Source organism: Arthrobacter sp. SAFR-023 (assembly GCF_051965295.1).
Lineage (GTDB): Bacteria > Actinomycetota > Actinomycetes > Actinomycetales > Micrococcaceae > Arthrobacter.
Map to the genome: position 1 here is coordinate 95,588 of NZ_JBQCMF010000014.1, position 23,155 is coordinate 118,742.

18 protein-coding genes are annotated in these 23,155 nt (G+C 67.5%); 11 read left to right on the plus strand and 7 right to left on the minus strand.

Annotated features, from left to right (window positions below):
- Entirely contained in the window at positions 1-453 is a 453-nt protein-coding gene (locus tag ACTHQX_RS15685) for a hypothetical protein (RefSeq protein ID WP_236806695.1), read from the minus strand.
- On the minus strand, positions 450-3,623 hold the full coding sequence (locus ACTHQX_RS15690) for an efflux RND transporter permease subunit (protein WP_440174615.1): 3,174 nt from the start codon (positions 3,621-3,623) through the stop codon (positions 450-452). The genes ACTHQX_RS15685 and ACTHQX_RS15690 overlap by 4 nt, the downstream gene beginning before the upstream one ends.
- Before the next feature lie 467 nt (positions 3,624-4,090).
- On the opposite strand from ACTHQX_RS15690, the gene ACTHQX_RS15695 reads away from it, so the two are divergent.
- The 4 genes from ACTHQX_RS15695 to ACTHQX_RS15710 all read left to right on the plus strand — a co-directional run bounded on the left by ACTHQX_RS15695 (position 4,091) and on the right by ACTHQX_RS15710 (position 12,517).
- Positions 4,091-4,774, plus strand: a complete 684-nt coding sequence (locus ACTHQX_RS15695; RefSeq protein ID WP_440158093.1) for a DUF4232 domain-containing protein — start codon at positions 4,091-4,093, stop codon at positions 4,772-4,774.
- 158 nt (positions 4,775-4,932) lie between these two features.
- Positions 4,933-6,423 carry an FAD-dependent oxidoreductase gene (locus ACTHQX_RS15700; protein WP_236806689.1) on the plus strand — a complete coding sequence of 497 codons (1,491 nt, stop codon included), beginning with the start codon at positions 4,933-4,935 and terminating at the stop codon, positions 6,421-6,423.
- Between the two features lie 51 nt (positions 6,424-6,474).
- The gene (locus ACTHQX_RS15705; protein WP_440174617.1) at positions 6,475-11,592 is read left to right on the plus strand and encodes an Lhr family ATP-dependent helicase; all 5,118 of its coding nucleotides are present in this window, start codon (positions 6,475-6,477) and stop codon (positions 11,590-11,592) included.
- Positions 11,585-12,517, plus strand: a complete 933-nt coding sequence (locus tag ACTHQX_RS15710; protein ID WP_440158091.1) for an Fpg/Nei family DNA glycosylase — start codon at positions 11,585-11,587, stop codon at positions 12,515-12,517. The genes ACTHQX_RS15705 and ACTHQX_RS15710 overlap by 8 nt, the downstream gene beginning before the upstream one ends.
- On the opposite strand, the gene yczE is transcribed toward ACTHQX_RS15710, so the two are convergent.
- A complete protein-coding gene (gene yczE, locus ACTHQX_RS15715; protein ID WP_440158090.1) occupies positions 12,487-13,149 on the minus strand; it encodes a membrane protein YczE in 663 nt (220 codons plus the stop codon). The two genes, ACTHQX_RS15710 and yczE, sit on opposite strands and share 31 nt — an antisense overlap.
- A 60-nt stretch (positions 13,150-13,209) precedes the next feature.
- On the opposite strand from yczE, the gene yczR reads away from it, so the two are divergent.
- A complete protein-coding gene (gene yczR, locus ACTHQX_RS15720; protein WP_440158089.1) occupies positions 13,210-14,691 on the plus strand; it encodes a MocR-like transcription factor YczR in 1,482 nt (493 codons plus the stop codon).
- A gap of 18 nt (positions 14,692-14,709) precedes the next feature.
- Here the strand turns inward: yczR and ACTHQX_RS15725 are convergent, their stop codons facing one another.
- Together ACTHQX_RS15725 and ACTHQX_RS15730 are read right to left on the minus strand one after the other, a co-directional pair.
- The gene (locus tag ACTHQX_RS15725; protein ID WP_440158088.1) at positions 14,710-15,402 is read right to left on the minus strand and encodes an SRPBCC family protein; all 693 of its coding nucleotides are present in this window, start codon (positions 15,400-15,402) and stop codon (positions 14,710-14,712) included.
- Positions 15,395-16,024, minus strand: a complete 630-nt coding sequence (locus ACTHQX_RS15730; protein WP_111902486.1) for a winged helix-turn-helix domain-containing protein — start codon at positions 16,022-16,024, stop codon at positions 15,395-15,397. The genes ACTHQX_RS15725 and ACTHQX_RS15730 overlap by 8 nt, the downstream gene beginning before the upstream one ends.
- A 170-nt stretch (positions 16,025-16,194) precedes the next feature.
- Between ACTHQX_RS15730 and ACTHQX_RS15735 the strand changes: the two genes are divergently transcribed.
- Positions 16,195-17,148: an RluA family pseudouridine synthase gene (locus tag ACTHQX_RS15735; protein WP_440158153.1), complete on the plus strand. Its 954-nt coding sequence runs from the start codon at positions 16,195-16,197 to the stop codon at positions 17,146-17,148.
- Between the two features lie 31 nt (positions 17,149-17,179).
- Here the strand turns inward: ACTHQX_RS15735 and ACTHQX_RS15740 are convergent, their stop codons facing one another.
- A complete protein-coding gene (locus ACTHQX_RS15740; protein WP_440158087.1) occupies positions 17,180-17,719 on the minus strand; it encodes an O-acetyl-ADP-ribose deacetylase in 540 nt (179 codons plus the stop codon).
- A gap of 147 nt (positions 17,720-17,866) precedes the next feature.
- Between ACTHQX_RS15740 and ACTHQX_RS15745 the strand changes: the two genes are divergently transcribed.
- Complete coding sequence (locus tag ACTHQX_RS15745) at positions 17,867-18,511, plus strand: DedA family protein (protein WP_236806666.1); 645 nt, start codon at positions 17,867-17,869, stop codon at positions 18,509-18,511.
- A gap of 18 nt (positions 18,512-18,529) precedes the next feature.
- Here ACTHQX_RS15745 and ACTHQX_RS15750 read toward each other — a convergent pair whose 3' ends face one another.
- The gene (locus tag ACTHQX_RS15750; RefSeq protein WP_236806664.1) at positions 18,530-18,835 is read right to left on the minus strand and encodes a hypothetical protein; all 306 of its coding nucleotides are present in this window, start codon (positions 18,833-18,835) and stop codon (positions 18,530-18,532) included.
- A gap of 174 nt (positions 18,836-19,009) precedes the next feature.
- On the opposite strand from ACTHQX_RS15750, the gene ACTHQX_RS15755 reads away from it, so the two are divergent.
- From ACTHQX_RS15755 to ACTHQX_RS15770, 4 genes are read left to right on the plus strand one after another with little or no spacing between them, the layout of a single operon-like run.
- Positions 19,010-19,339: a hydrogenase maturation nickel metallochaperone HypA/HybF gene (locus ACTHQX_RS15755; RefSeq protein ID WP_440158086.1), complete on the plus strand. Its 330-nt coding sequence runs from the start codon at positions 19,010-19,012 to the stop codon at positions 19,337-19,339.
- 3 nt (positions 19,340-19,342) lie between these two features.
- Complete coding sequence (hypB, locus tag ACTHQX_RS15760; RefSeq protein ID WP_440158085.1) at positions 19,343-20,239, plus strand: hydrogenase nickel incorporation protein HypB; 897 nt, start codon at positions 19,343-19,345, stop codon at positions 20,237-20,239.
- A 30-nt stretch (positions 20,240-20,269) separates the two neighbouring features.
- Complete coding sequence (locus ACTHQX_RS15765; RefSeq protein ID WP_190604541.1) at positions 20,270-21,328, plus strand: hydrogenase expression protein HypE; 1,059 nt, start codon at positions 20,270-20,272, stop codon at positions 21,326-21,328.
- Positions 21,329-21,358: 30 nt separating this feature from the next.
- Positions 21,359-23,152 (plus strand): nickel-dependent hydrogenase large subunit, encoded by a 1,794-nt coding sequence (locus ACTHQX_RS15770; protein WP_440158084.1) that lies wholly within the window; start codon positions 21,359-21,361, stop codon positions 23,150-23,152.
- The last annotated feature ends 3 nt before the right edge of the window (positions 23,153-23,155 follow it).

Consider the following 23,155-nt stretch of genomic DNA (forward strand, 5'->3'; position numbering starts at 1 on the left):
TCAGTGACCCTTTGTGCCGAATTCGGCGCCGAAAAGTTCCGCGGCACCAACGGTGACAACATCGGTTCCCACGGGGGGACCGGACTGGAGCTGCACCTTGTTGTCAGCGATCTTCTCCACCGTCACTGCGGCCCGGATGTAGGTCCGCGGCCCGGGATTGGTGTAGACCCAGGTCTTCCCGTTGGCGTCATAGACCAGTGCGCCGTAGGGCACCTGCAGCGGACTGCCTTCACCTTTGGTCACCTTGACCGTGGTCACTCCCAGCCTTTCCACTGCCTTGTCTGTCAGCGTCAGTTTGTTCAGGTCCGGGCCGGCCTTCTCCATGGTGGACGCTGCCTGCCCCGCGGGCGCCGCGGCGGTTTTCACTGTGGCACATCCGGAGAGGCCGATCGATGCTGCGCAAACCAGCACCAGAACAGAACGCCAGCCGCCAAGATCACTATTGCTTTTCATGACAATTCCGACCTCTCTGCCAGAACCGGTCCGTTGCTAATCACCAATGAGCTCCCCCAGTCCGTGTTGGTGCGTGGACCAACGCGGAGGAAGAGGATCGGCAGAATAAATAGGGTCAGCAGGGCCGTGGTGATAAGCCCGCCCCACACAACCAGCGCCAGCGGAAGAAGCATGGCTCCGCCAACCGGTCCGCCGAGCACCACCAGCGGCACCAGCGCCAGTCCGGTGATCACGGTGGTCAGAACAGTTGGCAGCAGCCGCTCCCCGGCCGCCTGCCGCATGAGATGCGCCGGAGAATCCGACGGGGCACGGGACTGCAGTGACTGATACGTTCCCATCAGCATGACCACGTCCCTGATTGCCAGGGCGAGCACCGCCGCCAGGGCCACCAGCACGTACACGGAGCCGAAACCGCCGGTCAGGTCGGCGGCGAGTATTCCGCCGGACAGTGCCACCGGAAGCAGCAGGAAGACGAGCCCTGCGAGGCGCCAGTTGCCGAGGACCGTCAGCAGCAGGACCAGGATGCCGGCTGCCGCTGCCAGGGCGAGCCACCAGATGAACGCGCCGGCGGCCTGCTTTTCGGCGTACTGCGGCGGGATCTCAGCGTGGTACTCCACGGGGAACTGCATGCCCTTGATGGCCGTCTGGATATCCTGCGTGACGTCGCCGAGGCTGCGGCCTTGGATGTTGGCCACGACGTCGATGCGCCTGGAGGTGTCGTCATGATGGATCACGGTCTGGTTCGGGCGGAGCGTGACTGTGGCCACGTCACCCAGCCGGACCTGCCCGCCTTCAGGCTTGTCAACCATCATGTCGGTAACGCTTGTCAGGCTGCTCCGGGTGGATTCCGTGCCCTTGACGATCACCTGGAACACCTTTTGCTGCTCGAACAGGTACCCCACCTCGATGCCCTGCAGGACGGTGGCAGCCGCCCGCCGGACGTCGCCGGGCTTGATGCCCTGCTTCTGCGCCTTGGCGAGGTCCACCTCGATTTCGGCAACAGGCTGGTCCACCGTGGCATCCACCTGCGGCTCAACCACGCCGTCCGTACGCGAAAGGATCCCGCGGATTTCGTCCGCTTTCTGGCGGAGGATGTCCAGGTCCACGCCGAAAACGCGCACCCTGAACTGGCGGTTGTCGATTTCGCTGGCAGCAGCAACCTGCTGTTCCGGGTAGGTGGTCACCTTCGCCGTCAGGCCCGGGTAGCCCTCAACAATCTCGCGCACGTCGGAGCGCACGCTGCTGATGTCAGCGCCGTCCTCCATGGTCACCCAGAGCTCGCCGGCATTGACGTCAGAGGAGGTATCTGAGGTGATGGCACGTCCAACGTGGCCGCCCACGGAGGAAACTCCGCGGATTCCGCTCAGCTCTTCACTGGCGTTGGTCATCACCCTGTTCATCACGCCGGCCCCTGTACTCGCCGCCGCCTCCCATTCGACGAGGAGGGTGCGGTCCGGAACAGCGGCCACAACAGGAAGATCCTTCGTAGCGGCCGGAACGATGGCCAGTGCGGCGATGGCCAGTGCAGCCGCCGCGAGTGCGAACACTGTAGCCACCACTCCGGTAAAGGCCCGCGCCGCGCGCTCGTAGCCGAGCCGGGCCTTGCGGACCACCGAGAGGCCGCGCCGCGGCCGCCTGTGGCCCCGCAGCAGCAGGCTCGCCAGTGCCGGCGTCACCGTCAGGGCAACGAGCATCGCCACAGCTGTGGCCAACAGGTAGGACAGCACCAGGGGCTTCAGGAACGCACCCTCCACACCCGGGACAAACAGTGCCGGCGCGAGGGCAAGCAGAGCGGTAAGTCCGGCGAACAGGACAGGCACCCGGGACCGCTGCAGCCCGTGGGCCAGCAGGGCTTCGCGGGACACCCGATCATTGGCCGATTCCCGCCGGAAGCTGTGCAGGTCGGTGATGACATCGCCGATGACGACGAGGAGGGCAAGGACCAGGCCCGCGAACGCCATCACGTTCAGGACCGCTCCCTGGAACTGCAGCACCAGCGCCGCAGCCATGGCCGCCACGGAAATGGCAACGAAGGCCAGCAGGGCGTACCGCCAGGACCTGAATGCGATGCCGATCAGCGCCGTAACCACCAGGAGGCTGACCAGCAGGGCCAGACCCAGGCTGCCAACAGCGGACTCAACGAAGGACGCCGGGCGGAATACGGTGGAGTCGACGGTGATGCCGGACAGGCCCGGGCGCAGGCCGTCCAGCACCGCTTCAACGCCCTGCGTCACGTCCGCCACACTCGTGTCGGGGAACTTTTCGATGACCAGCAGCAGGCCGGGTGTCTTGCCGGTTACAGCGTCGCCGATCAGGGGCTGGTGGTCTTCGCTCAGGGTGGTCACGTCGGACAGAGTTAGCGTCTTGTCCGATGCGCCTTCAACGCTGACCTTGCCGAGGTCTGCCGGTGTCCGGATCGGAAGCACGTGCTGGATGCCGATGCGCTGGTTGGCGGACTCGAGGAAGCCTCCTGTGCCAGGAGTTGATGCTTCCAGGAAGCTCAGCGGGGACACCCACACCGCATTGCCGGCGGTTTCAACCACCTGGCTGAGGGTAACGTTCTTCGCGCTGAGCTGCTTCGGGTCCACCTGCACCTGCAGCTGCTGTTCGCGCTGGCCGTAGATGGAGACGTTCGCCACGCCCGGGACACCCATGAGCGCTGGCTTGATATCCCAGCGGGCCAGAACGGACATGTCGATTGGCGACACATCCTGGGAGGACATCTGCACCATCATGACGCGGCTCGTCGAGGAGAGAGGCTGCATCAGCACCGGCGGAGCTGACACGTTGGGCAGAGCGAAGGCCTGCGTCAGCCGCTCTGCAACGAGCTGCCGGGCACGGAGGATATCGGTGCCCGGCTCAAAAACCATCTCAATCGAAGAGAGGCCCGGGACTGACTTCGAACGAATTTCGTCGAGCCAGGCCACCCCGTTCAGCAGGTCGGCCTCCATGGGCGAGGTAATGAGCTGTTCGACCTCCACGGCGGACAGGCCCAGTGCCTCGGTTTGGATCTCCACATGTGGCGGAGAGAATTCTGGAAGATTATCCACTGGCATTGACGGCAGGGTTGTTAATCCGAACCCCAGAATGCCGGCAGCAGCGGCTAAAACAATCAATCGAAACTTAAGACTCCAGCGGACAAGCCAACCGGTCATAACCTCAGCCCCCATCGTTATTGGCTTCGGCGGCCTTGCCGGAAACCAATGACTGATGCGCCTCTTCAGGAACGTCCGTAGCGGCGTTGCCGCGGACGAGTGCCGAGCTGTCTCCCCGCAACCCTGCGCAACCCCGTTGCCGGGGACACTTCTGGCACGGGAGTGATGATGGACCGGGGCCAGACTGCGAGCGGTGTTTCCTTGTCGGCATTCCTTGCGGGGGAGGATTCCTGCAAGGGAAAAAGACAAGCGAGACCAAGATCATTTTGGCACACCGAAAACTGCAGATCAACGCAACCTCGGCCGCGGAATCAGGTTATTTTGCGCTACCGAGCGGCTTTATCGTTGCATCAGCATCGGCGGGAGCCCACCTGGACCGAATAAACGAAGCCTGTTCCGAAGATGTCACAATCCGGGCATCAAATCAGAGTCCCCGCCGCGCCTTCGTTGACTCCGGCAGGTACGCCCGCAAGGTTAGAGCCATGAGGCCTCAGCGAATCACCAACGGACTGATATGCACGACGGCGGCTGCCGCACTGGCGCTGCTGCTCACCGCCTGCGGACCAAGCCAGCCCGCCCCCCAGGGCACCACGGAACCGGCAACCGGCTCAACCACCCCTAGCACGCAGGCAGCCCCCGAAACGTCGGCACCGCCGTCGTCCTCTTCTTCGGCCTCCCAATCGCACCCTGCTTCGCCAACTGCAACTTCTTCGAGTCCAGAGGCACCGCAGTCCACCGCCGCCGGCGCCCAGCTGTGCAAGGTCTCAGGACTGAAAGCCACCACGGATGCCACGGGCGGGGGTGCCGCCGGCAGCGTCTACATGGAGCTGATCCTCACCAACACCGGCAACGCTTCATGCCACCTGAAAGGGTTCGCGGGCGTGTCCCTGACCACCGGACCGAACGGGCAGCCGATCGGGGCCCCGGCCCAACGCGACACCACCGCCGCTGTCGGGGACGTTCTACTCGCCCCCGGGAAAGCAGGCACCGCGGTGCTCCGCTACACGCAGGCGGGGAATTACCCGGACTGCACCAAGACCCCTGCCGCCGGATTCCGCATCTACCCGCCGGAGGACACGGCATCGTTGTTCGTGGCCCGGCCCTCGGATGCCTGCAGTAACGCCTCCATCGAGCTCCTGACCATCGGTGCATTCCAGGCACGCTAAGGCAAAGTTTGCCCCAAGCAACCTGTCCTGGTCCAAGCCTGTTCCGGCCCCAACTTCGTAAGTACACTTACGATACGTCGGGGTCCCCGCTGCTAGCGCCGGACCTGTTCCGGGAACGCCCCGCGACAAAGACGCAGGCCAAAGGCAGGTTGAGACACGTGACGTCACTCTGGTTGGACCGCACCGACACTTTCACTGGCGACCCGTTCACACCCGGCGAGTCCTATGACACCGTGGTGGTGGGCGCCGGCCTGACCGGCCTGACCACGGCCCTGTTACTGGCCCGCTCGGGACAGAACGTGCTTGTCCTGGAAGCGCGCGGCCTGGGCGCCGTGGCCACCGGCAACACCACGGCCAAGGTCACGCTGCTGCAGGGCACCGTGCTCTCATCCCTCCGGCAGCAGTACCCCCAGAAACTGGTGGACGCCTACGTGGCCGGCAACCGGGAGGGGCAGGCATGGCTGCTGCGGTACCTGGAGCAGCGCGGCGTGCCGTTCCAGGTGCGCGACGCATACACGTACGCCGCCACCCAGCAGGGCACGGAAGCAGTCCGGGCGGAGCTCACAGCGGCCCTCGCCGCCGACCTGGAGGTGGACTACGTCCGGGATGCGGGCCTGCCGTTCCCTATCCGGGGAGCCGTACTCCTCCGCGGGCAGGCCCAGATCAACCCCATGGATGTGCTCACCGCGCTGGCAGAAGACGTCCGGGGCCACGGCGGCAGGATCGTCACCGGTGTGCGGGTGCGGAACGTCACCGGCACGGGGCCGTCAACCGTCCATGCTGACCGCGGATCGGTCCAGGCCGACTCGGTGGTGCTGGCCACGGGCACCCCCATCCTGAACCGCGGCCTGTATTTCGCCAAGCTCAAACCGAACCGCTCCTATGCCGCAGCCCTGGAGCTCGCAGGAAACGCGACGCCGCCGGAGGGCATGTACATCTCCGTGGAACAGCCCGTGCGCTCCATCAGGGACTACCCGGCGGACGGCAAGAATCTTCTGCTGGTGGGCGGCAACGGGCACCCCGTCGGAAAGGCCGGCTCGGAGAAGGAACACCTGGAGAACGTCCTGTCATGGGCACAGCAGCACTTCCCCGGTGCCACTGTCACCCACACGTGGTCCGCGCAGGATTACCAGGCCACCAACCTCATGCCGTTCTTCGGCAAGCTCCCCCGCGGCCGCGGGCGCATCTTCTTCGGCACCGGCTACAACAAGTGGGGCATGACCAACGCGGTGGCCGCGTCCCTGGGCATCGCCGCGGACATCCTCGGAGGCCAACTGCCATGGGCCAACACCATCCACCGCCGGGTCACATCACCTCCGGGCGCGGCCTCGGCCGTGACCCTCAACGCGGGGGTGGCCGCCACACTGGCCAAGGACTGGGGCAGGCTGCAAAAGCTGCCTCCCTCGAACGGCACCGTGCCCGAAGAGGGCACCGGCACCGTGGCGATGCGCGAACGGAAGCCCGTGGCAACGTCCACCGTCAACGGAACGACGTGCAGCCTGTCCGCGGTCTGCACGCACCTGGGCGGAATCCTGCACTGGAACGACAACGAAAAGTCCTGGGACTGCCCGCTGCACGGCTCCCGGTTCAGCAGCGACGGCCAGGTCCTGGAGGGGCCGGCCACCCGCGACCTTCCTCCGGCCGGGTAGGGCATCCCTGATGCTTCTGTTGGTGTCGGTGCCGTGAGGCATGATGGAGGCATGCAGTCGCAGGAGCCCGCCGGCACAGCCACCGGCACAGCCGCCGGGGACTCGATGGGCCAGTTCAGCCGGCCCACCAGGGAGTGGTTCCTCGGCGCGTTTTCCGAGCCCACCCCCGCCCAGCAGGGGGCTTGGAACGCGATTTCGTCCGGTTCGCACGCCCTTGTTGTTGCGCCCACCGGCTCAGGTAAAACCTTGGCCGCATTCCTCTGGGCCCTGGACCGGCTCCTGGTGTCCGGGCCGGCTGCACCCGACGCTGCCGTGCCTGATGCTGCCGTGCCTGATGCTGCGGTGCTGCCGGGACTCGAAGAACCGCCAGCCGGCGCCAAGACCAAGCAGTCCAGGGCACGGAAGCCCAAGCGGAAAACCCGCGTACTGTATATCTCCCCGCTCAAGGCGCTTGGCGTCGACGTCGAACGCAATCTCCGCGCCCCGCTGATCGGCATCACGCAGACCGCCAAGCGGCTGGACCTGCCGGCTCCCCTGATCACCGTCGGGGTCCGGTCCGGCGACACCCCCGCCTCGGACCGCCGCGCCCTGCTCAGCACCCCGCCGGACATTCTGATCACCACCCCCGAGTCCCTCTTCCTGATGCTCACGTCCAAGGCCCGGGAAACACTCAGCGAGGTGGACACCGTCATTGTGGACGAGGTCCACGCCGTGGCCGGCACCAAGCGCGGGGCGCATCTTGCCGTGTCGTTGGAGCGGCTGGACGCCCTGCTCCCCGCGCCGGCGCAGCGGATCGGGCTGTCCGCCACGGTCGAACCGAGGGAGCTGGTGGCCCAGTTCCTGGCCGGTTCCGCCCCGGTGGAGATCGTGGCCCCGCCCTCGCGGAAGAACTGGGACCTCACGGTGTCTGTCCCCGTCGAGGACATGTCCGATCTGCAGGGCGCGGCGGGAGCCTTCGATTCCGGGCCGGCCTCCGGGCTGCAGCCGCAGGCCTCGATCTGGCCCCATGTGGAGGAAAAGATCGTGGACCTGGTGCTGGCCAACCAGTCCACCATCGTCTTCGCCAACTCGCGCCGGCTGGCGGAACGCCTGACCGCGCGGCTCAACGAAATCCACGCTGAACGCCAGCTCATGACAGTGGGCGGAGGCTGGGAGGATCCCGCCCCGTCCGCACCCGGAGGCGTGCCGGCGTCGACCGCCACGCCTGCCCACGTGATGGCGCAGGCAGGAAGCACAGCGGGGGCAGAGCCGCTGCTGGCCCGGGCCCACCACGGCTCAGTGTCCAAGGACCAGCGTGCCCTGATCGAGGACGACCTCAAATCAGGCCGGCTGCGCTGCGTCGTGGCCACGTCCTCACTGGAGCTCGGCATCGACATGGGTGCCGTGGACCTCGTGGTGCAGGTCGAGTCCCCGCCTTCGGTGGCCAGCGGGCTGCAGCGCGTGGGCCGCGCCGGGCACCAGGTGGGCGAAATCTCCCAGGGCTACCTGTTCCCCAAGCACCGGGCGGACCTGGTGCACACCGCCATCACCGTTGAACGCATGCTGGACGGCAAGATCGAGCGGCTGAGCGTGCCAGCGAATCCCCTCGACATCCTGGCCCAGCAGACCGTCGCGGCCACCGCGCTGGGCAGCATCGACGTGGAGGAATGGTTCTCCACCGTCCGCCGCTCGGCGCCGTTCGCCACCCTCCCCCGGTCCGCCTTCGAGGCCACCCTGGACCTGCTCGCAGGGCGCTACCCCTCGGACGAATTCGCCGAGCTCCGGCCCCGCATCGTCTGGGACCGCAACGCCGGGACCATCGAGGGCAGGCCGGGAGCCCAGCGGCTGGCCGTCACGTCCGGCGGCACCATCCCGGACCGCGGGCTGTTCGGCGTCTACATCATCGGCACGGAGACGGAGGGGTCGGCCTCCCCCGCCGGCGCCGGTGACGGCAAGGGCTCGGGCACGGCCCCGGCCAAGGGAGGCCGGCGGGTCGGCGAGCTCGACGAGGAAATGGTCTACGAATCCCGCGTGGGCGACATCTTTGCACTGGGCGCCACCAGCTGGAAGATCGAGGACATCACCCACGACCGCGTGCTCGTCTCGCCGGCCTTCGGCCAGCCCGGCAAGCTGCCCTTCTGGAAGGGCGACTCGCTGGGACGCCCGGTGGACCTGGGCCGCGCCCTTGGCGCGTTCGTCCGCGAACTGTCAGCGTCCGACGTCGGCCCTGCCACCGACCGCTGCAAGGCCAGCGGCCTTGACGACTTCGCCGCGAACAACCTCCTGCAGTACCTTTCCGAACAGAAGCTGGCCACGGAGGTGGTCCCGAGCGACACGACGCTCGTGGTGGAACGCTTCCACGACGAACTCGGCGACTGGCGGGTCATCCTGCACAGCCCGTTCGGCATGCCGGTCCATGCCCCGTGGGCCCTGGCCGTGGGCCAGCGGCTGCACCAGCGGTACGGCCTGGACGGGTCGGCCATGGCCGCCGACGACGGCATCGTGCTCCGCGTGCCCATGATGGAGGACGAGCCTCCGGGGGCCGAGCTGTTCCTGTTTGACCCCGAGGAGCTGGAACAGATTGTCACCGCCGAGGTGGGCGGCAGTGCCCTGTTCGCCTCCCGGTTCCGCGAGTGTGCCGCGCGTGCCCTGCTGCTGCCCCGGCAGACACCCGGGAAGCGGCAGCCGCTGTGGCAGCAGCGCCAGCGGTCCGCCCAACTGCTGGACGTCGCCCGGAAATACCCGTCGTTCCCGATCGTGCTGGAAACCGTCCGCGAATGCCTGCAGGATGTGTACGACCTGCCGGCGCTGAAGGATATCGCCGCCTCCGTTGAACGGCGCGAGCTCCGGATCGTCCAGACCACCACCCAGCAGCCGTCCCCGTTCGCCAAGTCCCTGCTGTTCGGCTACGTGGCACAGTTCCTCTACGAGGGCGATTCCCCGCTCGCCGAACGGCGGGCGGCCGCACTGGCGCTCGACTCCACGCTGCTCAACGAACTCCTGGGGCGCGTGGAATTGCGCGAGCTCCTGGACGCCAAGGTCATCGACCAGACCGAACGCGAGCTGCAGCGTCTTGCCCCCGACCGCAAAGTCCGCGGCGTCGAGGGCGTGGCCGATCTGCTCCGCCTGCTGGGCCCCCTGAACCCCGAGGAAGTTGCAGCGCGGCTCACCCCGCCGGTTGAGCCGGCCGAAACCGAAGCCCCGCTGGTTGAGCCCGCCGAAACCAGACCCGCCGAAACCACAGCCCCGCTGGTTGAGCCCGTCGAAACCAGACCCGCGGAAGCCACAGTTGCCGAAGCCGCCGCCCACCTCGCGGCCCTCCAGCGGGCCAACCGGGCCATCAAGGTGACTGTCGCCGGCGTCGAACGCTTCGCTGCGGTGGAAGACGCGGCCCGGCTTCGCGACGCCATCGGTGTCCCGCTGCCCATGGGCGTTCCCCTTGCCTTTATCGAGCCGGTGGCGGACCCCCTGGGCGACCTCGTCTCGCGCTATGCCCGCACCCACGGTCCGTTCACCGCCACCGAAGCTGCGGCCAGGCTGGGACTTGGTGCCGCCGTCGTCGGAACTGCCCTGAAACGGTTGGCCGCCGACGGCCGCGTGGTGGAAGGCGAGTTCCGGCCGCACGCCGATGCCCCCGCCAGTGAACGCCCGGCAGCCGCCGCTTCTGATACCGACGCCGGCCTTGACGCGGTGGCGGAAGCGGCGGCGGCGTCGGCCGTTGCCTCTGCCGCCGTGGCCCTGGCCGGCAGCGAATGGTGTGACGCGGAGGTCCTCCGCAAGCTCCGCCGCCGCTCGCTGGCCGCGCTGCGGGCCGAGGTGGAGCCAGTGGACATCACCGCCTACGGCCGGTTCCTGCCGGCCTGGCAGCACGTCCGCACCCCGGGCACGGGACGGGGGCAGCCGGCGCTGCGCGGACTCGACGGCATCATCACCGCGGTGGACCAGCTCTCCGGCGTGCCCATACCGGCCTCCGCCTGGGAACCGCTGGTGCTCGCCAGCCGCGTATCCAACTACCAGCCCGCCATGCTGGACGAACTCATGGCCGCCGGGGAGGTCCTCTGGTCAGGTGCCGGCTCGCTTCCGGGCAACGACGGCTGGATCAGCCTGCACCTCGCGGATTCGGTGGAACTCACGCTGAACCCTGCCCTGGAGTTTGAACCGGGCGACGCCCAGCGGCGGCTGCTGGACCACCTGCAGGCCAACGGAGGCGGCTACTTTTTCCGGCAGCTCACGGACATTGCCGGCGGCATGGATGCTGTGCTGGGCGACCAGGACGTCGTGTCCGCGATCTGGGATCTCGCCTGGGCCGGCCGGGTCACCGGGGACACGTTCGCCCCGGTCCGGTCCCTGATCGCCGGCGGCCACACGGCCCACCGGCAGGTTGCGCGCGCACCGCGGGCCAGGGCGCCCCGCCTCAGCCGGCTTGGACGGTCGCACGGGACCGGGCTGCTCGGCGCCCCGGGGCTGTCCGGCGGACGCTACGGCTCGGCCGGCGGCGCGGTCCCCACCCCGCCGCTCGCGGCCGGGCGCTGGTCGGCGCTTCCGACGCCCGAGCTCGACCCCACGGTCCACGCCCGCGCCACCGCCGAGCTGCTGCTGGACAGGTACGGCGTGGTCACCCGTGGATCCGTCATGGCCGAGAATATCCTGGGCGGCTTCGGGCTCATGTACAAGGTGCTGGCCCGGCTGGAGGAGGCCGGACGGTGCAGGCGGGGGTACTTCATCGAACATTTGGGGGCCGCCCAATTCGCCGTGCCCGCTACCGTCGACCGGCTGCGTTCGTACACCGAGGACGCCCAGCTGGCCAAGCCGGAACCCGTGGCACTGGCCCTGGCGGCAACAGATCCGGCCAACCCCTACGGCGCGGCCCTGTCGTGGCCTGCCGGCAACGTTGAAGCCGGCAGCGGGCACCGCCCCGGGCGGAAAGCCGGTGCGCTCGTCGTACTGGTCGACGGCGCGCTGGTGCTGTACGTCGAACGCGGAGGCAAGACGCTGCTGGTGTTCACGGAGGACGAATCGGTCCTCGCAGCCGCCGCCGGCGCCCTCGTGGACGTGGTGAAACGCGGTGCCGTGGACAAGCTTGTCATGGAAAAGGTCAACGGCCACGGTATCCTCGACACCCCTGCGGCATCGGCGCTGACGGCCGCCGGGGCCTATTCCACACCGAAGGGACTGAGGATCCGTGCCTGAAGGCGACTCCGTCTGGCGCGCCGCCGACCAGCTGCACGCTGCCCTCGCCGGCCAGAAGCTTCTCGCGTCCGACTTCCGGGTGCCCCGCTTCGCCACGCTGAACCTGGCCGGCTGGACCATGGAGGAGGTTATCCCCCGCGGCAAACACCTGCTGATGCGGCTGGTGGGACCGGCCGAGGAGCGGCTGACCATCCACTCGCACCTGAAGATGGAGGGCAGCTGGCAGGTCTACCCGCCCGGGGGCAGGTGGCGGAAGCCGGGATTCACGGCCCGGTGCGTGCTGCGCACGGCCGCAGCCGACGCCGTCGGATTTTCCCTGGGCCTGCTTGAGGTGATCAAGACCGGCGAAGAAGACAAGGCCGTGGGTTTCCTCGGCCCGGACCTGCTGGGCCCGGACTGGGACCCGGCCGAGGCCGAGCGCCGTGTGGCGGCCAGGCCCGACGTGCCGGTGGGGGTGGCGCTGCTTGACCAGAGCAACCTCGCGGGCATCGGAAACATCTACCGCTGCGAGGTGTGCTTCCTGGCCGGCATCCACCCGGCATCACCGGCGGCCGCGGTGAAGGACTGGCCCGCGATGTTTGCCGACGCCAAGCAGCTGCTCGAGGCCAACCTCGGGCCGGGCCGCCGGACCACCGTACTCAACGCCCGCGGAACTCCGGTGGGCCGTGCCGCCGGCCGGCCCGGCTACTGGGTGTACCGGCGTGAGCACCAGCCGTGTCTGCGCTGCCGGACGCCCATCCGCCACGCCGTGCTGGGGAAGAGCGTGCCGGGCAGAAGTGGTTCAGGAACTGGGGTGGCGGGCAGTCCCGCCAGCGCTGCCACGGCCGTCACGGAAGAACGTGACATCTACTTCTGCCCCAAGTGCCAGCCGTTATTGGGCGGCCCCGACGCGCGTCAGGAAGCAGCGACCGGTTCCTCCGGCTGATCTTCGCGGTCCCCGGACTTTGCCTTGATGGGTTTGCCGCGGTCGGCCGGTTCCCAGGCCGGAACCAGGAAGTACGGCAGCAGGAGCTGCACCAGCGGGCCGATCGCCAGCGCGTAAACCACAGTGCCCACTCCGACCGAGCCGCCGAGAAGCCAGCCCGCGGCGAGCACCACCACCTCGATCAGCGTCCGGGACCAACGCACGGACCAGCCGGTGCGTTTGGCCAGGCCCGTCATGAGCCCGTCCCGGGCGCCGGGGCCGAAGCGGGCTCCGATGTAGCACGCGGAGGCGATGCCGTTGAGCACCACCGCACCGCCAAGCATCGCGATCTGTCCGCCGAGGTGGGAGAACGCCGGGATCAGGGCGAGCCCAACATCGGCGAAGACCCCCACGAGGACGGCGTTGCAGAGCGTGCCGAAGCCCGGCCGCTGCCGCAGCGGGATCCACAGCAGCAGCACCAGGAAGCTGACGATGATGACCACCACGCCGATGCTCAGGCCCGTTTTGCCGGCAACGCCCTGGTGGAACACGTCCCAGGGGTCCAGTCCGAGCCCGGCCCGGATGAACAGGGCCAGCGAAATGCCGTACATGGCGAGGCCGGTGAAGAGCTGTACAAGTCTGCGGATCATCATTGAACCATCCTGAGGCACAACTGGCCTTGTTTTCCATGGCCAGTTTGAAATACTGGCCTCATGTCCGGATCACTCACACCCACCGCCCTCGCCCGTCTCCTGGGCCAGTGGCACCGCGGCAACGCACCCGCGTACCGGGAACTGGCCGACGTCGTGCGTCTTTTGGTCCTGGACGGCCGCATCCCGCTGGGCACCGCGCTGCCCAGCGAACGGACATTGTCCGCCACCCTTTCCGTCAGCCGCACCACGGTAACGGCAGCGTACGCGAGCCTGCGTGACCAGGGGTTCCTGAGCAGCGGCCAGGGCACGCGCGGGCGCACCTGCCTGCCGCCGACGGTCTACAGGGCAGGGCAGCAGCGGGACTCCCGCGCGGGCCTGTCGGGGGCGCCGGGCCTGGCCGTTCCCGACGGCGTCATCGACCTCGCGTACGCATCGCTCCCGGCCAGCGGCGAGGCGGTCCACCAGGCCTTCGCTGCCGCCCTCACGGAACTGCCTGCCCTGCTGCCCGGCTTCGGCTACGACGCCTTGGGCGTGCCGGCGCTTCGGGAGGCGATTGCCGGCCACTATGCCGACGCCGGCGTGTCCACCACGGCCGGGCAGATCCTGGTCACGTCCGGGGCGCAGCATGCGCTGAACATCGTGCTGCGGGCGCTGGTCGGCAAGCAGGACAAGGTCCTCGTGGAGCAGCCGACCTACCCGAACGCGCTCGACGCCATCCGTGCCACGGGCTGCCGCATCGTGCCCGTGCCCCTTCCGCCCGCCTCTGAGCGGGGCTGGGACCTGGACTCGGTCGAGTCCGCCCTGACGCTGCAGCGGCCCCGCATGTTCTACACGGTTCCGGATTTCCACAACCCCACCGGCCGGCTGATGCCCGACGGACAGCGCCGGCGGCTGGTCCGCGCCGCCGCGGCCTCAGGCACCGTCCTGGTGGTGGACGAGACGCTCCGTGAGCTGAATCTCGACGGCGGTACAACGGCGCCGCTCGCTTCCTTCAGTTCATCCGTGGTGTCGATAGGATCGCTGAGCAAATCGCATTGGGCTGGCATGCGCACAGGCTGGATCCGCGCATCGGAGAGCCTGATACAGCGGTTCGCGGCCGTCCGGACCACGATGGATCTGGGCGGCCCGGTGGTGGAGCAGCTTGCGGCGGCCCATCTGGTGCGCAACCTGGCCGCTCCGCTGCCGGCCCGACTGTCCGCACTCCGGGACAACCGCTCCGCTCTGCTGGACCTGCTCAAGGTCCACCTGCCGCGGTGGGAGGCGGAGAGGCCCGACGGCGGCCTGGCCGTCTGGTGCCGGCTGCCGTCGCCCAGCAGCACGGCCCTGACCGTCATCGCCCCGGAACTCGGCATCCGCCTCGCTGCCGGTCCGCGCTTCGGCGTGGGCGGGGTGTTCGAGAACTTCCTTCGCATTCCGTTCACGCTGCCGCCGGAGCAGCTGGAGACTGCAGTCCTCGCGCTGCGTGCGGCCCAGGACAGGCTCGAGGCCGCCCCGCAGCTGAGGCGCTCACTCCGGGACTCCCCCGCCGCCGCCATCGCCTAACCTCGGGCGGCTAACGGCCTACGCGTAGACCTTCCCGAGGAACCCGCCCCAGGCTTCGGCAGTCGCTGCGGAATCGCCGCTGCCGCTGAAGTCGTGCACGGTCATGCCCACCGGCGCGCCGAACGCATTGCGGCCGAAGAAGCGGTAGAGAGCGTCCCCGGTCCGGAGGCCTAGGAAGTTCGCGTTGGAGAAGTCCACCTGCCCGGTGAGCCGCCCAACGCCGTCGACCTCCACATCAAAACTGTCGCCCTGCGACGCACTGTCCACGCCGAGCGCCTTCTTGAGCTGCGCAAAGCCGTCAGGCGTCTGCGAAGCGGCGGGCGCCTGGACATCCGTGAAAACCACGGGCTGGCCGTCGAAGTGCTTCAGGTACTGGCCCAGGGTGTGGAGGTAGAACTCCGTGTGCTTGCTGGCGCCGTCGTACTGCTGGTCCCAGTCGTCCGCGAAGATGCCGCTGTGGACGTAGTGGAGCCTGGCCCGGCCGCCGTCGACCGGCTCCAGTACATGCTCGAGCTGGTTGAACCAGCCGTCCGGACCGTCCATGCGCGACACCAGGTGGTGCGGATACTCCTCCACGGTCTTCACGTCCGGCCACTGGTCAGTCGGGAACATCCAGCCCGGCGTGCCCTTGGTGACGGCTTCCCAGACCCGCTCCGGGGTGCCGGGCAGCTCGGTGTCAAAAACAATTTCGAATTTCCGGTCGTCAGTCATTGTCCTGCCCCTTAGCTGGAATGGTTTTGGTTGAGTCCTGTGTTTCCGGCTTGAGTGCCGGGTGAAGTGCGACGACGAGCCTGTGCTTCCGTCCGCCGGCGCCGGCGTGGTGGTACTTGTCCACGAGCCGGGTGACCGCCACGCCCAGATCCTCGGCGAACGCAGCCCGGTCGGCCGCGCTGCGGAAGGTGACTTCGCCGTCGATAGCGAACGTGGCCAGTGTCTGCCGCGCGGCGGCAGCACCGGCAATGAGCTTCCCCATTTCCTGGACCATGCGGCCGGCGAGCGCCAGCAGCCAGAAGGCCGAGAACCGGTCCGCGAAACGGCGCGGGTCCGGCGCCACCGACTGCAGCGCCACCGGGGAGATGAGGTAGGAGGCTGCGGTTGCCCGCAGTACGCGCTCGGTGACGTTGCCCTTGCGGCGCTCCTCCACCAGCTCCACGAGGCCGTGCCGCTCGAGTGCCTTGAGGTGGTAGTTCACCTTTTGCCGCGGCAGCCCAACCTTCGCGGCGAGCTGCGTGGCCGAGCCGGGCTCGGCCAGCTCCTGGAGGATGCGGGTCCGGATGGGGTCCAGCGAAGCCTCCGCCGCCGCCGGGTCCTCGATCACTTCGATGTCCAACATGGTTCAAGTATCGTGACCGACAAATTTATTTGTCAAGAACTTTTTTCTCGTCCGTCGCCGTTTCGACGGTTCCCTGCAGGTTCGACGGCGGGGGTCGTCGTGTGCGCGGGGAACCGTCGAGACGGGGCTGCAATGAGCAGGAACCGCGTGCAAAGTAGAATGGAGCGGTGATGCAATCCCCCCTTCCCGTGCGCGACGGCGTGAACGCGACCCGCCTGCGCCTCCCGGACGGGGGCCCTTGGGACACCGCAATGGACTACATGATGCACCGCTGGGGGCACATCGACCCCCAGGGCATCGAGGACCGGTTCGACGCCGGCGAGATCGTGGGCGAGGGCGGCATTCCCCTGCACCGCGGCACCAGGCTCGAGGACCACACCTTCATCTGGTACTACCGCACGCTCCCGCCGGAAACCCGGCTGCCTGTGGAGCTGAACATCCTGCACCAGGACGAGCACATCCTGGTGGTGGACAAACCGCACTTCCTGCCCACCACCCCCGGCGGCACGTACATCCAGGAATCGGCGCTGGTCCGCCTCCGCAACCAGCTGGACCTCCCGGACCTGATCCCGATGCACCGCCTGGACCGCATGACGGCAGGCATCCTCCTGCTCTCCACCAACCCTGAGACACGGGGTAAGTACCAGGTTCTCTTCGAGAAGCGCCAGGTCCAGAAGGAGTACGAGTGCGTGTCCGCGGCTGAGCCGGCTGCCGGACATCCCGCCGTCGACTTCCCGGTGGTGGTCCGCAACCGCATGACGAAGTCCCGCAGCTACCTTCTGGCGGAGGTCATCGACGGCGAGCCGAACGCGGAGACCCGAATTGACCTGCTGCGGACGTTCGACGGCGCTGATGGCGCTGGCCATCCGACAGCCGGGGCAAGACGCCGCGGCCTCTACCGGCTCGAACCGCACTCCGGGAAAACCCACCAGCTACGCGTGCACATGGCTTCTCTGGGGCTGGGCATCCTGCACGATTCGTTCTACCCCGAACTGCTGGACAAGGCGCCCGACGACTACACCAAGCCGCTCCAGCTGCTGGCACGCGGCATCCGGTTCGTGGACCCCATCACGAAGGAACCCGTCGAGTACCGCAGCCGCCTCCAACTCAGCGAAGTCCGCTAGCCGGTTCGACGTCCCAGCCGAACCTAATCCGCTAGGGAGCACGTTCAAGGACATACCGAAAGTCCGCCACGGTTTCCGGGCCAAAAAGCACGAACTCCACCAACTCCACGCCCTGCTCTCCGCCTTCTTCAGAGCGTGCGACATAGGATCGGACGGCGTCAAACGCCACCTGCGCCACCTGTCGGGCGTCCCAGCCGTAGGCTCCCGCGCCTACCGCAGGAAAGGCCAGCGACCGGACACCCAGGCCCTCGGCAACCCGCAGGCTCTCGGTAAAACAGGACGCTAGCAGAGCGGGGTTGGTCTGCCCGGCGTGGCGGTTGGGCCCTACGGTGTGGATGACCCAGCGCGCCGGCAGCCCGAACCCCGGGGTGGCCACGGCAGCGCCCACCGGCAGACCGTCTTGGAGGGTCGTTGCCCGCAGCTCGCGGCAGGCCGCCAGCAGTTCCGGCCCGGCCGCCCGGTGGATCGCCCCGTCCACGCCCCCGCCGCCCAGCAGCGAAGAGTTCGCGGCATTTACCACCGCATCCACCGGCCGTCCGGTGATGTCACCCTCAACGATCTCTATCCGCATGGAGCCAGTGTGGCATTGCGAACCGTCCAGGGAGTAGGGCTCCGCCACGCATAGGAGTTCGGCGGGTGTAGGAGTTCCGCTAGGTGCCGGAGTTCCGCCAACTGTCCGCCCGGCGCGTTCCCGCTCCGTGTGCGGTACGTTGTGCAAATGGACTTCGGCAATCCGGACACGTGGAGCACGGCGATCTACTTCTGGATCATTCCGGCCGTCCTGGGCGATGCCATTTTTCCGCCCATCCCGTCCGAGATGGTCCTGATCACGGGCGGTGCCCTGTCTGCCGAGGGACGGGCAAACCTGTTCCTGGTGGGCTTCCTGTCCGCCTCCGCGTCGTGGCTAGGCGACGTTGTGGTGTTCCAGCTGTTCAAGCGCCGGCTGAGCCACATCCTGGACCGTTGGACGTGGGGCCGGAAGATCCACCGCGGCATCCACGAGGCCATCGCCAAGGCGGGCCGGTCCTCCGCTTACGGCACCATCATCGGGGCCCGGTTTATCCCGGGAGGGCGGCTCGCGACATCGGCCGCCGCAGGCATCGCCGACGTCTCCACCCGGGGCTTCAGCCTGTGCGCCGGGCTGGGAGCGGTGCTGTGGGCGACGTGGCTCGTGGGCCTCGGCTTCTTCACGGGCTCCGCAACGGGGCTGCCCTTTTGGGCGAGTTCGCTGATCGGTGTGGCCGTTGGCCTGGTGATTGGCGCCGTCGTGGGTCTGATCGTCACGCGCCGGCAGGGCGACCGCTCCCCGGTGGACGAGCCGGGCGGTGCGCCCGAGCCGGGCACCCAGGCCCCGGGCGCCTAAGCTTTCAACACCTAGGCGTTAGACGGGCGCCCAGCGGCCGCGGCTGCGGCGGAGCACCGAAAGCGAGCCTGTCAGCGCAACGCGTTCGACGGCGTCGCGCATCACTGCTGCCGATTCCCGCGCCGCGCTGTTCTCACCGTTGTATTCGGTGGGCTCCACGAGGAAGCGCAGGTTAAGCTGCGGCACGCCCCCGGCCAGTTCCAGCTGGTGCGACTCCACATGATGCCGCGACCCCAGCGCCTCCACGGCGGTGTCCATTACGGCTTCGGGAGGGTTGCCCGGCTTCAGCCCGGTGATCTTGAGTCTGGTCTGAAAGGACGGCATCCTCCAACCCTAGCGAAGGGTGGGAAGGACACAGCGCGAACGGACACCTGTGGCCCCAAAATCCGGCTCCGGCAGGGCCGTAGCTGTCCGTTCGAACCGGCGAACGGCGGGCGGAAATCCGGACGGTTGCGTTTTCTCTGGCGCGAGCCTATCTTGGCAAAAAGGGGCGCGATCATGCACGAACTCTCCATCACGCAGGGCCTTGTCGCCGCCGTTCTGGACCGCACAGGTGAACGGACGGTCACTGCGGTCAACCTTAGGATCGGTCCCCTTTCCGGCGTACTGGCTGATGCCGTGCGTTTTTGTTTTGACGTGGCAGCGGCCGGCACCCCGCTGGCTGGCGCGCGGCTGCAGATCGACGAACCGCGGGGCCGCGGACGGTGCCGGAGCTGCCAGGACGAATTCACCCTGAGCGATCTCATTCTGCTGTGCCCTTGCGGAAGCGCGGACGTCGAAGTCCTCAGCGGCCGCGAGCTGATGCTGATGTCCGTGGAGGTGGCATAGGGCATGTGTACAACATGCGGTTGCGGCGACGAGGCCGGCACCCGCATTTCAAACCTCGCAGGAGAACTGCACACACCCGGGCAGGGGCACCCGCACAGCCACACCGATGAGCACGGGCGCACGTACACCCATGACCACTCCCCCCAAGGGCACGCGGACGCGCACCACCACGCGGCAGCGGGCCCAGAAACCATCGTGCTCGAGCAGAATCTGCTGGCCAAGAACAACCTGCTGGCCGCCACGAACCGCGGCTGGCTTGCCGGCCGGGGGGTGCGGGCTTTGAACGTCATGAGTTCACCCGGTGCCGGCAAGACCACCCTCCTGGTCCGCACGCTGACCGAACTCGGCGAGCGCCTGGACGCGCGAGTCATCGAAGGGGACCAGGAGACGTCCCTCGACGCCGACCGCATCCGCGCCACCGGGCGCCCCGTCATCCAGATCAATACCGGAGCCGGCTGCCATCTCGACGCCGACATGCTGCGGCGCGGCCTCGACGCGCTGTCGCCCGCGCCGGGCTCCACGGTTTTCATTGAAAATGTAGGCAACCTGGTCTGCCCCGCTCTTTTTGACCTCGGCGAAACGGCCAAGGTGGTGATCGTCTCGGTAACGGAAGGTGATGACAAACCCCAGAAATACCCGCACATGTTCATGGCAGCCGACCTCGTGATCGTCAACAAGTCGGACCTGCTCCCCTACGTCGACTTCGACGTCGACGAATGCCTGCGCCGCATCCGGCAGATCAATCCGCAGGCCGAATTCCTCACGCTGTCCGCCGCCACCGGCGAAGGCCTCGCCGCCTGGTACGACTGGCTCGACGGCGCCACCTCCCAAGCGGCGGCGCCAACCTCCGGGACAGCCGCGTCAGAACCCTTGACCGGCACCCTGACACAAGCACACTGAACCCCAGCAGGGGCACTGAAAGAGGCAACGATGCCTACGGAAACTTCCCTCAAGGCCGAAGAAGCCCTTATCCACGTGCTGTGGATCAACGCAGGGCTCAGTTGTGACGGCGACTCGGTGGCCCTGACCGCGGCCACCCAGCCGAGCGTCGAGGAAATCGCCCTCGGGGCGCTGCCCGGCCTGCCGAAGATCGCCATGCACTGGCCACTGATCGACTTTGAATGCGGCCCGCAGGAAGGGGCCGACGACTTCCTGGAATGGTTCCGCAAGGCGGACCGGGGCGAACTTGAACCGTTCGTGCTGGTGGTCGAGGGATCCATTCCCAACGAGAAGCTCCATGACCCCGGCGGCTACTGGTGCGGGTTCGGCAACGACCTCGAGACCGGCCAGCCCATCACCACCAGTGAGTGGCTGGACCGCCTGGCACCCAAGGCCACCGCGATCATTGCCGCCGGAACCTGCGCAACCTACGGCGGCATCCACGCCATGGCCGGCAACCCAACCGGCGCCATGGGTGTGCCGGACTACCTCGGCTACGACTGGAAGTCCAAGGCCGGCATCCCCATCGTGTGCGTGCCCGGATGCCCGATCCAGCCTGACAACCTCTCCGAAACCATGACGTACCTGCTCTATCAGGCCACCGGCCAGGCACCGATGATTCCGCTGGATGAGGCACTGCGACCCACCTGGCTGTTCGGCAAGACGGTCCACGAGGGCTGCGACCGGGCCGGCTACTACGAGCAGGGCGACTTCGCCACCGAGTACGGCTCCCCCAAGTGCATCGTCAAGCTCGGCTGCTGGGGCCCCGTGGTGAAGTGCAACGTGCCTAAGCGCGGGTGGATGAACGGCATCGGCGGCTGCCCCAACGTCGGCGGCATCTGCATCGGCTGCACCATGCCGGGCTTCCCGGACAAGTTCATGCCCTTCATGGATGAGCCTCCCGGCGGCAAGCTTTCCACCAGCACCATCCGGCCCTACGGCTCCGCCATCCGGACGCTCAGGGGCATCACGACGCACACCTTGGACCAGGAGCCCAAGTGGCGCCGGCCCGGACCCGAGCTCCTGACCGGGGCCCGGCGCACCTGGTAACCACCCCATTCCAGACAGGCGAAGAAGACAATGACGTCAACAATTCCCACGGGTTCCGGAAGCGGAACGGGCAACAGCAACCTGGTGGAAATGAACTGGGATCCCATCACCAGGATCGTCGGCAGCCTCGGCATCTACACAAAGATCGACTTCGAGAACAACCAGGTCGTGGAATGCAAGAGCACTTCCTCGATCTTCCGCGGCTACTCCCTCTTCATGAAAGGCAAGGACCCAAGGGACGCCCACTTCATCACCAGCCGCATCTGCGGGATCTGCGGCGACAACCATGCCACCTGCTCCTGCTATACGCAAAACATGGCTTACGGCGTCAAGCCCCCGAACCTGGGCGAATGGATCGTCAACCTGGGCGAAGCCGCCGAGTACATGTTCGACCACAACATCTTCCAGGAAAACCTCGTTGGCGTGGACTACTGCGAAAAGATGGTCTCCGAAACGAACCCCGGCGTCCTCGCCAAGGCCGAAAGCACCCGGGCACCGCATGAGGCGGACCACGGTTACCGGACCATCGCCGACATCATGCGCTCGCTGAACCCCTTCACCGGCGAGTTCTACCGGGAGGCCCTGCAGGTCAGCCGCGCCACCCGCGAGATGTTCTGCCTCATGGAGGGCCGCCATGTGCACCCCTCCACGCTTTATCCGGGCGGCGTGGGGACGGTGGCCACCATCCAGCTGATGACGGACTACCTCACGCGGCTCATGCGCTACGTGGAGTTCATGAAGAAGGTCGTCCCGATGCACGACGACCTGTTCGATTTCTTCTACGAGGCACTGCCGGGCTATGAGCAGGTGGGGCTGCGGCGGACGCTGCTGGGCTGCTGGGGGTCGCTGCAGGACCCGGACTACTGCAACTTCGAATACAAGGACATGACCGAGTGGGGCCGGAAGATGTTCGTCACCCCGGGCGTGGTGGTGGACGGCAAACTGGTCACCACCGACCTGGTGCGCATCAACCTGGGCCTGCGAATCATGCTCGGCTCTTCGTACTACGAGGACTGGGAAGACCAGGAAATGTTCGTTACCCACGATCCGCTGGGCAACCCAGTGGACCGCAGGCATCCGTGGAACCAGCACACCAACCCGCGGCCGCAGAAGCGCGACCTCTCGGACAAGTACAGCTGGGTCATGTCCCCGCGCTGGTTCGACGGCCAGGACAACCTCGCCCTGGACACCGGCGGCGGCCCGCTCGCACGGCTTTGGGCCACGGCGCTCGCCGGACTCGTGGACATCGGCTACCTCAAGGCCACCGGCAGGAGCGTCCAGATCAACCTGCCCAAGACCGCTCTGAAGGGGCCCGTCACGTTCGAGTGGAACATCCCGCAGTGGAGCAACACGCTCGAACGCAACCGCGCCCGCACCTACTTCCAGGCCTACGCCGCGGCTGCGGCGCTGCACTTCGCGGAAAAGGCCCTCGAGGAGATCCGGGCCGGACGCACCAAGACGTGGGAAACCTTCGAGGTCCCGGATGAAGGCATCGGCTGCGGCTTCACCGAGGCGGTCCGCGGAGTCCTGTCCCACCACATGGTGATCCGCGACGGCAAGATCGCCAACTACCACCCCTACCCGCCCACTCCATGGAATGCCAGCCCCACCGACTCCAACGGCGTGGCCGGCCCCTATGAGGACGCGGTCCAGGGGCAGCCGATCTTCGAGGAGAACGACCGCGAGCACTTCAAGGGCATCGACATCATGCGGACCGTCCGCAGCTTCGATCCCTGCCTGCCCTGCGGTGTCCACATGTACCTGGGCAACGGGCAGACGCTGGACATGCTCCACTCCCCCACCCAGACCCTGACCGGCGAGTAGGCC

Coding starts and splice junctions, on each gene's coding strand:
- ACTHQX_RS15685 (WP_236806695.1), bottom strand. CDS start 453: ATGAAAAGCAATAGTGATCTTGGCGGCTGGCGTTCTGTTCTGGTGCTG.
- ACTHQX_RS15690 (WP_440174615.1), bottom strand. CDS start 3,623: ATGGGGGCTGAGGTTATGACCGGTTGGCTTGTCCGCTGGAGTCTTAAG.
- ACTHQX_RS15695 (WP_440158093.1), top strand. CDS start 4,091: ATGAGGCCTCAGCGAATCACCAACGGACTGATATGCACGACGGCGGCT.
- ACTHQX_RS15705 (WP_440174617.1), top strand. CDS start 6,475: ATGCAGTCGCAGGAGCCCGCCGGCACAGCCACCGGCACAGCCGCCGGG.
- yczE (WP_440158090.1), bottom strand. CDS start 13,149: ATGATGATCCGCAGACTTGTACAGCTCTTCACCGGCCTCGCCATGTAC.
- yczR (WP_440158089.1), top strand. CDS start 13,210: ATGTCCGGATCACTCACACCCACCGCCCTCGCCCGTCTCCTGGGCCAG.
- ACTHQX_RS15725 (WP_440158088.1), bottom strand. CDS start 15,402: ATGACTGACGACCGGAAATTCGAAATTGTTTTTGACACCGAGCTGCCC.
- ACTHQX_RS15730 (WP_111902486.1), bottom strand. CDS start 16,024: ATGTTGGACATCGAAGTGATCGAGGACCCGGCGGCGGCGGAGGCTTCG.
- ACTHQX_RS15735 (WP_440158153.1), top strand. CDS start 16,195: ATGCAATCCCCCCTTCCCGTGCGCGACGGCGTGAACGCGACCCGCCTG.
- ACTHQX_RS15740 (WP_440158087.1), bottom strand. CDS start 17,719: ATGCGGATAGAGATCGTTGAGGGTGACATCACCGGACGGCCGGTGGAT.
- ACTHQX_RS15745 (WP_236806666.1), top strand. CDS start 17,867: ATGGACTTCGGCAATCCGGACACGTGGAGCACGGCGATCTACTTCTGG.
- ACTHQX_RS15750 (WP_236806664.1), bottom strand. CDS start 18,835: ATGCCGTCCTTTCAGACCAGACTCAAGATCACCGGGCTGAAGCCGGGC.
- ACTHQX_RS15755 (WP_440158086.1), top strand. CDS start 19,010: ATGCACGAACTCTCCATCACGCAGGGCCTTGTCGCCGCCGTTCTGGAC.
- hypB (WP_440158085.1), top strand. CDS start 19,343: ATGTGTACAACATGCGGTTGCGGCGACGAGGCCGGCACCCGCATTTCA.
- ACTHQX_RS15765 (WP_190604541.1), top strand. CDS start 20,270: ATGCCTACGGAAACTTCCCTCAAGGCCGAAGAAGCCCTTATCCACGTG.
- ACTHQX_RS15770 (WP_440158084.1), top strand. CDS start 21,359: ATGACGTCAACAATTCCCACGGGTTCCGGAAGCGGAACGGGCAACAGC.